Origin of the sequence: Candidatus Methanoperedens sp., assembly GCA_012026795.1 — an archaeon.
In the GTDB taxonomy this organism is placed as follows: Archaea; Halobacteriota; Methanosarcinia; order Methanosarcinales; family Methanoperedenaceae; genus Methanoperedens.
This window is the reverse complement of the sequence record VEPM01000001.1, coordinates 97,059-110,158: the sequence shown is the minus strand read 5'-3', so window position 1 is coordinate 110,158 and position 13,100 is coordinate 97,059. Positions and strand designations below refer to the sequence as shown.

The 13,100-nt window shown below is 38.1% G+C and carries 13 protein-coding genes; 7 read left to right on the top strand and 6 right to left on the bottom strand.

Going from position 1 to position 13,100, the window contains the following annotated elements:
* Positions 1 to 95 precede the first annotated feature (95 nt).
* Complete coding sequence (locus tag FIB07_00680) at positions 96 to 326, bottom strand: hypothetical protein (GenBank protein ID NJD51365.1); 231 nt, start codon at positions 324 to 326, stop codon at positions 96 to 98.
* 1 nt (position 327) lies between these two features.
* Entirely contained in the window at positions 328 to 1,137 is an 810-nt protein-coding gene (locus tag FIB07_00675) for a hypothetical protein (protein NJD51364.1), read from the bottom strand.
* Between the two features lie 124 nt (positions 1,138 to 1,261).
* Between FIB07_00675 and artC the strand changes: the two genes are divergently transcribed.
* Complete coding sequence (gene artC, locus FIB07_00670; GenBank protein NJD51363.1) at positions 1,262 to 2,101, top strand: archaeosortase C; 840 nt, start codon at positions 1,262 to 1,264, stop codon at positions 2,099 to 2,101.
* On the opposite strand, the gene FIB07_00665 is transcribed toward artC, so the two are convergent.
* Together FIB07_00665 and FIB07_00660 are read right to left on the bottom strand one after the other, a co-directional pair.
* Positions 2,094 to 5,018, bottom strand: coding sequence for a DUF1616 domain-containing protein (locus FIB07_00665; protein ID NJD51362.1), 2,925 nt, complete (start codon positions 5,016 to 5,018; stop codon positions 2,094 to 2,096). The genes artC and FIB07_00665 overlap by 8 nt on opposite strands.
* A gap of 11 nt (positions 5,019 to 5,029) precedes the next feature.
* Positions 5,030 to 5,551 (bottom strand): hypothetical protein, encoded by a 522-nt coding sequence (locus FIB07_00660; protein ID NJD51361.1) that lies wholly within the window; start codon positions 5,549 to 5,551, stop codon positions 5,030 to 5,032.
* 286 nt (positions 5,552 to 5,837) lie between these two features.
* Between FIB07_00660 and FIB07_00655 the strand changes: the two genes are divergently transcribed.
* The 6 genes from FIB07_00655 (at position 5,838) to yjjX (ending at position 10,447) form a co-directional block, all read left to right on the top strand.
* The gene (locus FIB07_00655) at positions 5,838 to 6,314 is read left to right on the top strand and encodes a PEF-CTERM sorting domain-containing protein (protein ID NJD51360.1); all 477 of its coding nucleotides are present in this window, start codon (positions 5,838 to 5,840) and stop codon (positions 6,312 to 6,314) included.
* Positions 6,315 to 6,342: 28 nt separating this feature from the next.
* Positions 6,343 to 7,308: a UDP-N-acetylglucosamine-1-phosphate transferase gene (locus FIB07_00650; GenBank protein NJD51359.1), complete on the top strand. Its 966-nt coding sequence runs from the start codon at positions 6,343 to 6,345 to the stop codon at positions 7,306 to 7,308.
* Positions 7,309 to 7,314: 6 nt separating this feature from the next.
* Positions 7,315 to 7,980 (top strand): N-acetyltransferase, encoded by a 666-nt coding sequence (locus tag FIB07_00645; protein ID NJD51358.1) that lies wholly within the window; start codon positions 7,315 to 7,317, stop codon positions 7,978 to 7,980.
* A gap of 6 nt (positions 7,981 to 7,986) precedes the next feature.
* Entirely contained in the window at positions 7,987 to 9,075 is a 1,089-nt protein-coding gene (locus FIB07_00640; GenBank protein ID NJD51357.1) for a DegT/DnrJ/EryC1/StrS family aminotransferase, read from the top strand.
* A 335-nt stretch (positions 9,076 to 9,410) separates the two neighbouring features.
* Positions 9,411 to 9,941 (top strand): hypothetical protein, encoded by a 531-nt coding sequence (locus tag FIB07_00635; GenBank protein ID NJD51356.1) that lies wholly within the window; start codon positions 9,411 to 9,413, stop codon positions 9,939 to 9,941.
* Positions 9,887 to 10,447 carry an inosine/xanthosine triphosphatase gene (gene yjjX / locus FIB07_00630; GenBank protein NJD51355.1) on the top strand — a complete coding sequence of 187 codons (561 nt, stop codon included), beginning with the start codon at positions 9,887 to 9,889 and terminating at the stop codon, positions 10,445 to 10,447. Before FIB07_00635 ends, yjjX begins: the two co-directional genes overlap by 55 nt.
* An 11-nt stretch (positions 10,448 to 10,458) precedes the next feature.
* On the opposite strand, the gene FIB07_00625 is transcribed toward yjjX, so the two are convergent.
* Both FIB07_00625 and FIB07_00620 read right to left on the bottom strand, forming a co-directional pair.
* Positions 10,459 to 10,779 carry a signal peptidase I gene (locus tag FIB07_00625; protein NJD51354.1) on the bottom strand — a complete coding sequence of 107 codons (321 nt, stop codon included), beginning with the start codon at positions 10,777 to 10,779 and terminating at the stop codon, positions 10,459 to 10,461.
* A 197-nt stretch (positions 10,780 to 10,976) separates the two neighbouring features.
* Entirely contained in the window at positions 10,977 to 13,019 is a 2,043-nt protein-coding gene (locus FIB07_00620; GenBank protein NJD51353.1) for an adenosylcobalamin-dependent ribonucleoside-diphosphate reductase, read from the bottom strand.
* Positions 13,020 to 13,100 lie beyond the last annotated feature (81 nt).

Below are 13,100 nucleotides of genomic sequence, written 5' to 3'. Positions count from 1 at the left end.
ATCGCTGTTAAAAAATAAAATATTGAGTATTATAATCATCATTGTGATGTGGTATTGTGATGATCATTTAGATTTAGATAGATTTGATGTTCTTTTTAAACGAATCTGGCTTTGAATATCCTGAACATCTGAAGAAAGCCCAGTATCAACAAAGTCATGCCGGATGCAAAGTACATAAATATTACTTTATAGTTAAAATCTTTTAATGTAAAAGTTAATATGATAATAAATATGGACAATATGATCAGATAAAAAAGAAAACTGAACGCCAGTGCTTTCTTCCAGGTCTTCATTCTAAATTTTAGATCAAAGTGTAGCTCGATCATATTATTTTCTCCTCAATTTCTGTGCCCGTATTTCCTGGGAAGAATGAACATTGAATAGATATTCGAAAAATGTTTCCTTTTGCGGATCAACAAGACAAAGGAAGCCCAGAGATGAATAACCTGTGACATTATCAGACTCAAGACGCTTGATCGCACAAATAAATGCCTCAGAATTCTTTGAAAGGGTTATGGCCTTTGTGTCATAATCTTCTTCTGATAATGATTGAATAAGGGCTGCGGCAGGAGGCGCAGTTAGCCCCATTATAAATAATCCGAATAGCTTCGGCGCAGGGTCATCATAATCACCAAATCCTGTAAATGCCGCCCCCCAGCGAATTGCCATGGAAGGCATGGTCATGATTGCAGTTATCAGGGCAACAATGGTCCTTTTTTGAATATTATTATCTATCTGCACTATATTATGTGCAAGCACTGCTTCAATTTCATCACTATTTAATAGGGTCGATAACCTTGTTGGAACAACAATAATGGTCCTGTGCATATCATTGCCAATAATAAAACTGCCCGGAAGTCCTGCCCCGGTCATATAGATGGACGGCGCAGTCACACCATATTTTGCTGAAAGTATCCGGACCTTTTCCTGGATCCCGGGCAGGTCTGCCAAAAGAGCTGGTCGTGCCTTATAAAGAAGCAATATGAATTTGTTTGCATTGATTATTATAAACCATACAATAATAACCAGTAAAATAAAAACCCCGATCAGTACCCTGGCCCTATCAATAAGTATTCCCACTATCAATGGAAAAATTATGAGAAATATAAACAATGAAATTCTTTTCAAAGTGCTCATGAAAATTCCGATAGCTTCCTGTTCTGATTTTTCAAAAACATGATTGATGCTTCCAACACTTATTTTTCTTACAGTTAAATTAATCCCGAGATTATATATAGCTTATCCTTATATAATATGATCACTGGTGAAGATTATTAATACGCAAAAACATAATGTCCTGGTAGTTCTACTTGTACTGGCTTTTTTCACAGGCGCAACAATTCAATTCAGTGAAGGCTCCATCCCGATAGGAATCCTAATGTTTCTCATTAGTCTGGGACTTACAACACAGTTTAAGCTTCAGGGCGCATACATAACAAAAAGCTCAAAATCTTGCATTGTGCTTGGAATATTTATATTATTTGCCGATATCTTATATAATCTAAAGGCCATGAATCAGCTCGGTACTCTTGATTCCATGGCTCTTTTTATGGGCATATCTTTTATCGTTTATGGTGCAGGCAAGTACAGGCAGACGGGCGAATTCGGAATATACATGTCCGGAACATTTATTCTATTATTCCTTTTGTTCTATGTAATATTACCATCTCTAAAAAATGATTTCATTCATGATTTTGACCATTATTTTGTACTGCTCCCCTCTCTTTTCATTGCAACCTCTTTAACGAATATTGACCTGCATATTGTCGGGATTGAGACCGTTCATTTCAATGGTTTTGAAGATGCTACCGTTGTAATAGGCGGACCCTGCTCTGGCCTCTATTCAATGATGCTGCTTTTAGGCATTATTGTGGGATATGTTAAGATAGAACATATCACTGAAAATAAAAAGATCTATTTATTGATATTTTTAGCTGTAATCATTTCTTACTTTTCTAATTTGATAAGGGTTTCAATATTATATATTATTGGTTATTATTATGGCATTGAAAAAATGATGTTTGTCCATGTATACATCGGATGGTTTATTTTCATAATAATCAGTTTTGGAATAATGATGGCATTGAACCGGATTAAATGAAAGTATTCTTCTGTTCAAAACCAAATATATATTTATCTGAAGAAATGGGCAAAACAAATATAATATATTTTGCTTCTGCCTTTATCGGCTCAAAAAGTATTGCACCTTCTATCCGGGCAAGTGGGGCTATAGTAGTTTGTTCTATCTTATTGTTCCTTTTGATATTAACCATTTCATATTGATTGCCAAGATCATCGATGAGTACCGGAGACAAATTATATTTGAATTGTTTGTCTTCATTTTCAATATTCCTGGCTTCAATAAAAACCTGGGAATTCCAGCCAGGAGTATTTTGAAAGCTTTTTAGTTTTATTTCTAATCCACCCCGGGTGAGTGCTTCTCCCATAGTAGCATTAATCGGAAAATAGGCCGATATATCGCCTTGAAGATCACTATCGCCCAATACTTTTGATTCGGCCTTTAAGCCAAATTTGTACATCTTCCCGTTCAAATACATAATCACCCTGAGGTCTTTTGCATCAGGATCTATTTCTTCAAAAAACATAGAACCTCTCCTTACAACCCCGGGATATATGGGGGATAATTTTATCTGGGTGCTTCTCTGGATATTAATGCCCTCGTATTGGTTGCCCAGATCATCAATAATTATCGGAGATAGGTAAAATTGCTTTCTTTCATTTTCCATATTTTTGACAGCAATATCAACCTGGGAATACCAACCAGGAGTGTTTTGAAATCCTTTTAACATCAAAGCAAATCCATCCTGAGTGATCGTATCTCCCGGACCAGCATTTATTTCTTTTGAAATATTATTGGAAAAACCCTTTTCTTCCAATGTTATTGCTTGTGCTTTGAAATTGAATTCATATTTATTTTCATTTAAATATAGAATCAACTTGAGATCTTTTGCATCAGGATTTATTGGCTTGAAAAATATAATACCTCTTCTTATTGCCCCGGAATAAACAGTGGTCTGTTTTATCTGGCCGCTTCTCTGGATTATAACCATCCCATACTGGTTGCCAAGATCATCGATCAGCATCGCAGATGGATTTAATTTAAATGGTTTCTCTTCACTTTCTATGTTCTTGACAGAAATACTGACCTGGGAAGTCACTCCAGGTGCGTTTTGAAAGCCATTTAACATGACCTCAAATCCATTTTTAGTAATTATATCTCCCATAGTTGCATTTATGTTATCAGATGTATCCCCATCCTCGCCTAGTATTTTCGGTTCGACATGATAGTTGAATTCGTACTTCTCCCCATTCAGATATAGGATTATCCTGAGATCTTTTGCACTATTATTTACCGGCCTGAAACTTATCGTTCCTTTCTTTAAGACTCCGGGATAAACTGGCGATATTTTTACCCGGTCATTCAATCCGATTCCTAACATCTCATATTGATTGTCAAGATCATCGATTATGACAGGAGCTGGTTTTAAACTCACATTTTTCTCTATTTTTCCTGTATTTTCAATTATAAAATTTAATGAAGAGAAATTTTCAGTGTTCGAAAAATTATATAACTTAACTGCCAGACCCTTCCTTTCCAGAGTATCTCCTAATCGAGGCAATCCGCCTTTAAAAAGTTTTAATTTTATATTATCCCACAGGACAGTTCTTTCCAGATCATCGGTTGAATTACTGTAAACCCGAAATGCAAGAGTATTCTTCCCCGACAACAGTACCGGCACTTCAATATGTGCCCAGGTGTTATTATTATCCCCGATCCTTGTTTCCCATATGACCTGTCCGTCAAGTAATGCCTGTTTGAATGCAATTGATGATGTATTTGAATACTCCGAATCCATGACATCAAATGAAAGCATTGCCAGTACATCCCCCCGGGTCGTTAGATCCTGATATATGATTCCAGAGGAACCAGGATTTTTTGAGCTATAGCTTATTTCATAAACTCTGGAGGAGATTGTTTCATTTATATAGCTACCTTTGATATCAGGACTGCTTCCGGAAAACAACCAGCCCTTATCTGATTCCATATCGCCGTTAATGAGGTCGGGAAGTTCTGAGAATTTGACTGAATCCGGGTTGACGTTAACCATAAGATGGACTTCCCTGTAAGATTTATTGTCTCTAAATAGTTCGAACCCCAATTTTGTTTTATCCCCACGCGCTATAAAAGATACCAGTTCAGGTACAAATGTGACATTGTTTAGCCATTTACTATTGTGATCCAGAATAACAGGATATTCTTTCAGATATTTTCCTCCGAAACTCACCCTGAGCGTAAAATTTACAGGTGCATATTCATAATTTTCTACTCCTACCAATATTGAATAAGGTTCGCCAATGCTGACTTCAGTCAGATAGTTCTCAGCTTTTCCATCTGAGCCAAGGATATAAAGAGATGTAAATTTCTCAGGTTCGGTAGTCACTTTTGCATAGATCATCATTGCACTGACAATAAGTATGGATATTATCATTGTTTTGATCAGCATCTTTTCAAGAGTATGATCAGGCCCGGTTTCGGGATCTTTATTTTTGAGGATATGATAAAAAGATCTTATATCCGAAATGGTAAAACTATAACTTTCTTTTCCATATCTCCATCTCTGGATAAATGTTAATAAGAAAAGAATCCCGATAATCAAAGATAAACTTAATGTTATCGAATCGGACTTAAAACCCCACCGGGTATAGTTAAGGCCAAATCCGTCAAAAACAATTATTGTTATGCTAAAGACGATGCTAAATGTAAATCTTTCAATTGAACTTAATTCCCCGCGCTTTGGGAACATTGCTGCAATAAGCAGGTACCCGGGAAGGAAGAATATCAAAGGTAACGCAAAGATAATTCTCAGTAATCCCTGGTTAAAAAAAGGTATCAGGACGAAGATTATAGCTAAAATGACAAGTATCGGGATAAAAACTAAATCCAGATTATTAATTAATCGGTTGTTAAGGTTTTCAATTGTCCTGTTTTCTTTCATTTAGCTATGCCTTATTTAGTTGATATAGAAAAAATCCTGTTTCTTATACATAATTTATCTTTTATAAAGATTACTGTTTGCGCCATGATCACTCCTGTGATATCTGCAGCCAAATCCCAAAAACTTGCTGTTCTACCAGGGACAAATGATTGGTGGATTTCGTCACTTGCACCATATATTGTTCCAATAATTATCGCAAACAGTAGGGCATGGTTATGTAATGTTGGGTCATGAGAGTTCTTTAATGTGTTATATAACAAAATTCCAAATCCCGCATACAGAATTAAATGCGCCAGCTTATCCGGCTGCTTATAGAATATATAAAATGGGAACAAAAAGAAGTTTAAATCAGAGTTTGAAAAATAATAAAATATGTTTCTTATAAATTCAATATTTAACAAACCTGAAATAGATCCTATGTTATCAAAACTTGATCTGGAAGAAAGGTAAAAAATTAACATGGCATACAGGACAGACAGTATCAGTAAAGCTTTAAATTCGATATTCGTATTTTTATAACAATTTTTTTTCATTATACAATTCCATTTAGCTTATTATTAATTAACCTTGGTATTGGATAGAAAACATGATATGCTATTGAACAAGTAAAATATCCACATTAAATTATGATTATGAGTATAACGATGATTTTTTATCTATTAAGAGAGATACATATATATTGATTAGAATGGTATAATTAACTAATTTACTCAACGGCTATGGTGGCTTATGAGTTAGAATGTACATAAATATGTATATAAGAGTGATTAAAATAACATGATGAATAAATTTATAACGATTACGACGTTAATCGGGGCGATGATAACGATGACAGGGATTGCATTGGCTGCTGGTATAGATGCAAATCCCAATCCGATTTCATTAAATGTAAATGAAGGTAAAAGCCAGACCGTAAATATAACATCTGATGGGCCTGCTATTTCCAAATTTATAATTGATGGGGTCGGGTTTAATCCTGCAGATAAATTTATAATCTCAATCAAGGATCCCGATGGGGTTACACATAACGGATCAGAGATAGAAAATTCAAATCCGCTGGGCTGGAAAAGCCCGGCAACTTTTATTGTAACTTATAATAATAAATTGGAATCAAATAACAATTATCTATTGAAATATAAGGTTTTCTGGGTTGGTAATCCGGATCCTTTTGATGCGGATTCAGTAATAAGAGTCCAGATAACACCCACCCCTGAATTTCCTACTGTAGCCCTGCCGGTAGCAGCAATTATCGGCCTTGTATTCTTACTCCAGCACAGGAAAGACAAAGAAGAATAATTTATTACCCTCATTTACAAGCCAATGTATGAATTTCTATCAAATTCTTGAAATAAGTCTGGTATTCCTGTTTCCTTTCTTTATCATATTAGCTACCACACCTTATCTCATACGAAAACTAACTAAAAGGGGACTGGTCGTAAAAGACTACTATAAGAAGGGTAGCCAGATGGTTCCGACAGGTGGCGGAATTGCAATTATGCTTGCTGTCCTTTTCTCAATGTCAATCAATTCAATTTTCTATAATTTTGATGCTGTAAATTATGTACTATTAAATGTAATACTTCTATTTGGCCTGTTTGGTATCCTTGATGATATGATAGATATTGGGAGACCCGCCAAACTTGTTCTTATGTATTATTGTTCATATCCTTTGATGCATTATGCGACCCGTTCCCTGATCGCGGTCCCGTTTGTTGGAAATGTGGAGCTCGGGATCTTCTATAGCCAGTTGATTGTCCCGACTTTTGTGCTTGTGACAGCAAACCTTGTGAATATGCATTCAGGATTTAATGGCATGTCTTCAGGACTTTCAGTCATTATCCTTGTTTCCCTGATAACAAAATCCATCATAAACGGGTCATTTGATAATATCATTTCGATTTTTTCAATAATAGCCATAGCAGGTGCAACATTCGGGTTCTTCCTGTTTGAACGGTATCCATCACGGATATTCTGGGGAAATGTGGGCTCACTTACAGTCGGGTCTGCAATTGGCGTTCTGATAGTGATGCAGGGCTTTATTGTCAGCGGTTTTATCATGCTCTTGCCCCATACAATTAATTTCCTGATGTATGTTTACTGGCGCGCCAGGAAGTATCCGCAGGTCAAGTTCGGGAAAGTCAGAGAGGATGGCACACTTGAAGTACCTAATAACCTGACATTAAAATGGGTACTACCATACTATAAAAGAGTGAACGAAAAGCAGGCTACTTACGCCATGTATGCAGTCACTGCGGTTTTTAGCATTATCGGGATTATAATCCCGGGATAACAATCTATGATAAGATCGGGAAGTGTTAAAATATACGGGGAAAGCTCTATCGGAAAGAACGCGATAATTGGCGATGGGGTCATTATTGGACATCCCACAGCCAATCTCCTGAAAATTGCCGCATCTTCAGGGCCTGATTTAGATACCAATATTAAAAACATGCCCTTCAAAGGCGCCCATATCGGGGATAATGCTGTAATAAGGTCAAATTCGACTATATATTCTGATGTTGAGATCGGGAATAACTTCCGGACAGGACACAATGTCATGGTACGCGAAGAGACGAGAATCGGTAACGATGTGCTTATTGGTACAAATACAATTCTTGACGGGCGGACTATTATTGGAAATAATGTCAGTATCCAGGGAAATGTGTACATCCCCCTGAATGTTGTTATTGAAGACCATGTTTTCATTGGACCCTGCGCTGTGCTTTCAAATGATAAATACCCGATAAGGACTGAATCCGGCCTGAAAGGGCCGATACTTCGAGAAGGCGCTTCCCTTGGAGCAAATTCCACCATTTTACCGGGAATTGAAGTAGGCACAGGTGCAATGGTCGCAGCAGGCGCACTTGTCACAAAGGATGTGCCTCCATGGAAACTGGCGATAGGTTTTCCAGCCAGGTTTAAAGAACTACCAGAAGAATTAAAAATCTTAAATAATATTTAGATATTTATGATCCCCATAGCAAAACCCATAATCGGTGAAGAAGAAATAAGCGCAGTTGTTGAGGTAATGAGATCAGGTGTAATTGCAGAAGGCCAGAAAGTTAAGGATTTTGAATCAAATTTTGCTGATTATGTCGGAACTTCCCATGCCGTTGCAGTGAATTCCGGGACTGCTGCACTGCACACTGCACTGCTGGCTCATGGAATCGGGAATGGGGACGAAGTCATAACTCCCCCTTTTACCTTCGCAGCTACATCAAATTCAGTTTTATTTACAGGCGCAAAACCCGTTTTTGCAGATATAAAAGAAGACACTTTTAACATTGACCCTGAGAGGATCACAGAGAAAATAACCCCCAGAACAAAAGCCATTATTCCCGTTCATCTGTATGGGCAGTCAGCAGATATGAAAAGCATAATGGAAATTGCACAGGATAATGATCTCGTAATTATAGAGGATGCCTGCCAGGCACATGGCGCAACCTTTGAAGGGAAAAAAGCAGGTTCATTCGGAACAGGCACTTTTAGCTTTTACCCCACAAAGAATATGACCACAGGTGAAGGCGGGATAATTACAACGAACGATAAAACCATAGCAGAAAAAGCGAAAATGATACGGTCACACGGTTCAAGACAGCGATATTACCACGAAATGTTAGGATATAATCTTCGCATGACAGATATTGCAGCAGCTATTGGTTTAGTCCAGTTAAAGAAAGTTGACGGGTTCAATGATTCAAGGATAAGGAACGCACAATATTTATCAAAATCATTGGATAATACTAAAGGAATAAGCCTTCCCTGTGTTGATAGGCGCTGCAAACATATATTCCACCAGTTTACCGTAAGAATAAATAATGCTTTTAACAGGGATGAAATCGTATCGTTGTTGAATGAAAGAGGGATCGGAACAGGAATATATTACCCATTGCCCATTCATAAACAACCGCTTTATAAAGACCTGGGATACAGCGATTCTCTTCCTGTCTCGGAAAAAGCTTCCGAAGAAGTCATTTCTTTGCCTGTTCATCCATCCGTCACCAGGGCTGACATGGATGCGATTTCAGAAACGTTACGAGAAATATTAAGTTATTGAGAAGAATATTATTCTAAACAGAACCTGCCACACCTTCCTCAAGTTGAGGTGCGTGAATATATCTTTTGATGCTATTAAAATGCAGGTTTGAAAAACGACAACCATAATCATCTTCATATTGGTCGGCCCAGCTTTCATCAAGTGCGTTCCAGTCGATATCTGGATGTATATGTTTCGTCTTTTGCAAGATGAATCTCACCATAAGATAATATTACCTCAAAGTTATTTAAACTTTACTCATCAAGATGATCATTATCATATTTTTTCGAAACCCATACTGATATGGACTCTATATCACAGATACTATCAAATATTTAAAAATCTATCAATGGCTTATGACGGTCCAGATTGATGACCAGGGATGGGGAACACCCATCGGAGGTGTGGGTATCATCGTTATCAGGAAAGAGACATCTGAGACCTATTACGATATTATCCCGATAGAATGCTTCAACCTTGAAATGTTCAAGAAGAAAGCATATCTTACAGAAGCAAAAAATATTGTTGAAGAAGGTATCAAAAAATTGAATGTCAGCAAGGATGAAGATATCGAGATATGCTCAGGCTGTATTCATGATAAGACAGCACAATGGCTAAAGAATGAGAGCTATAAATTCAAGGTCTGTAAAATCGATGGTATTGCCCAGCAAAAAGGAGAAGAGATGTTTATTGAATATCTTCGAAGACTTGGTGTCCCTGATCCGCCCCCCATTGTTGAGGAAACAGTGGATGAATATAAAGCGCAGTTCTTCTATCTTATGGACTGGGTAAGAGAAGACCCGATCGGAAGAGTTCATCTTTGTAAGACCGGATGGCCATATTTCAAGAAAAAAGGAAAGTTATGCCTGGAAAAGGAACAAAAGTAATTATTGTCGCTTCTTTGAACAAGAATAAAATAAAAGCAGTCAGTGAGGTCTTCAATTCGTACCAGGTAATTGGCGCAGCATGCAATTCCGGGGTCAGCGAGCAGCCCACAAGCCTTGATGAAATTATCAAAGGTGCAGTTACGAGGGCAAGATCTGTTTTCAGGGATTGCGAATATTCGGTAGGGATCGAGGACGGTATATCCCGCGTGCCTGAAACCATAAGCGGTTATATGAACTTCTGCTGCTGTGCCATCTTTGACGGCACACGGATATATCTTGGTCTTGGGCCTTCTTTTGAATATCCTGCAGAATGCACAAAGCGCGTCGTGGATGAAGGAATAACCATCTCAGAGGCATTTATTCCTTTAACGGACAAACCGGATATCGGTTACGAAGAAGGTATTATCGGATGGCTCACACATGGGAAAATAAGCAGGACAGAGTATACGAAACATGCTGTAGAAATGGCAAAGGTACAGATCGATAATAAGAGGCTGTATTATTAAAAAAAATGGTGTTAACATTTTTTGTATGTCGCATCACTGAAACCGAGTATTGGATAGAAAATGAAAGGAAGTAAAATAAGACCTATAGTAAAACCAGTTCCTTTTCCAAAGTTCTTAGATATATTGCTTGTAACGATTATCGCAATAATAATATTCACTAATGGAATTATATATAAAATTAACCACCATCCGGGCTTGCATGCAATTTTTAGAAGAATGTAAATATTATATATGGGAATTATAGCTGCCCACCCAGGTTGTCCAGCTTTAACGAACACCTTCCATATACCTGCAACAATTAAAATTATCAATCCTAAATACAATAATAACATTGTCGTAAACAATGCAAACATTGATGGAATATCTCCTGCCATAATTAAAATCCTCCATATACTTTTATTAAATCTAATTGAAGTTTTACTATTTAAACGTATTTATATATCATGGGATAAGCCCAATATTTCCCTTTAAATCTATGCGCACTGACATAAGATGTCCTGTTATCCTGTTGAAAAATCACGGTAATACATCACACCGGACACACAGGCGCTGCGCAACCTCCTGAATATTCAGAGTCCACAGACACATATTTATCCACTGAATCCCCCAGGTACAAAACCTGCCTGGATTTACTTCCATACCTGTATACTGTGATCCCCTTGCATTTTAATTCATAAGCGAGCATGAACGCTTTTTCGACTTCCTTGATATCCACGTCATTCGGGAAATTTATGGTCTTTGAAACCGCATTATCGCTATATTTCTGGAATGCAGCCTGCATTTTCACATGCCACCGGGGAGCTATATCGAAAGCGGTCACAAAAACCCGTTTAACTTCATCAGGTATCTCTTTTATTCCTGCAAGCGTTCCAGTCTTTGCGATTTTCATCATCAGTTCTTCACTATAAAATCCCCTATCTTTCGCTACGGCTTCAAAATAAGGATTTACTTCAATGAGTTTTGTGCCCTCAAGTACGTTCCTGACAAAAGAAACAGCAAAGAGAGGCTCGATACCGCTTGAACATCCACCTATAATACTTATTGTACCTGTGGGCGCGACTGTTGTTACCGTAGCGTTACGTATGGGTTTTTCATATATACTTCCAGGAAAATTTGGAAACGCGCCCCGGACCTGCGCCAATTTTTCAGATGATGCATGTGATTTTTCCTGGATGAAACTCATCACTTCTTCTGCAGTTTCCAATGCTTCATCGGAATCATAAGGAATTCCCAGTTGAACCAGCATATCGGCAAAACCCATTACTCCGAGGCCGATTTTCCTGTTCGCCTTTGTAATTTCCTCGATCCGGGGAAGGGGATATTTATTGATATCAATTATATTATCAAGGAACCTGATCCCGATATTTACGGTTTTTTCCAGCTTTTCCCAATCAATAGAACCATTTTTCACAATTTTAGCAAGGTTTACCGAGCCCAGGTTGCAGGATTCATAAGGCAATAAAGGAAGTTCACCGCATGGATTCGTGCTTTCGATCTCCCCTATGCGGGGCGTGGGATTGTGCCTGTTGATCTCATCTATGAATATAATTCCAGGATCCCCTGTTCTCCATGCCATCGTTATTATAAGGTTCCAGATATCACGCGCTTTAACTTTCTTCACGACGTTCCGGTTCCGGGGGTTGATCAATTCATAATCGCTATCCTCCCTGACCGCATTCATGAACTTATCATCAACAGCTACTGATATATTGAAATTTGTAAGGAATCCTTCCTTTGTTTTTGCAGTGATAAATTCAATAATATCCGGATGATCAGCCCTCAGTATTCCCATATTTGCGCCGCGTCTTTTCCCCCCCTGTTTGATTATGTCAGTCGTAGTATCAAATACCCTCATGAATGAAACAGGACCTGAAGCAACCCCTTGTGTGGATTTTACAATATCTCCTTTTGGCCTTAAGCGTGAGAAGGAAAATCCTGTCCCTCCGCCTGATTGCTGGATCAACGCCATGCTTTTCACGGCATCAAAAATGCTTATCAGTGAGTCATCTACCGGGATCACAAAACACGCAGAGAGCTGTCCGATGTCAGTGCCTGCGTTCATAAGAGTGGGTGTGTTCGGAAGAAATTCAAGGTTCACAAGTACTTTTAAGAATTCCTCCTCAGATTCAGGGTCAAGAGCCACAGCCTTTGCAATTCTTTCAAAGAGCTGCAAAGGGGTCTCCAGAACTTCCCCATTATCATCTTTTAACAGGTAGCGCCGCTCAAGGACATGCACAGCATTTACACTCATTTTCAGCTCATCCCGCACACCAAAGAATTCTTTGGCTTTCCTGATCTGGGCCCGCTTTTCCCTGTATAATATGTATGCTTTTGCGATGCCGGTATACCCGTTTTTAATTAAAACTTCCTCTACAGCGTCCTGCACATCTTCTACGCCGGGTATTCCGGTGATTCTCTTATCAAGAAGTTCCACAACCTGGCCTGCAAGGTCTTCTGTTCTTTCACCGTTGTGGCTTTTTGTTGCTATAAATGCCTTAAAAATGGCTTTAGCTATCTTTGCCCTGTCAAAATCTACTATTCTTCCATCTCTTTTCCGTATTTCCTGCGGCAGAAAAATCACCCCATTTAATAAGACTTAATAAACTTTCAGATCAGTACCTGAGTATATGAGTTAATAATGAATTAAGCTTTT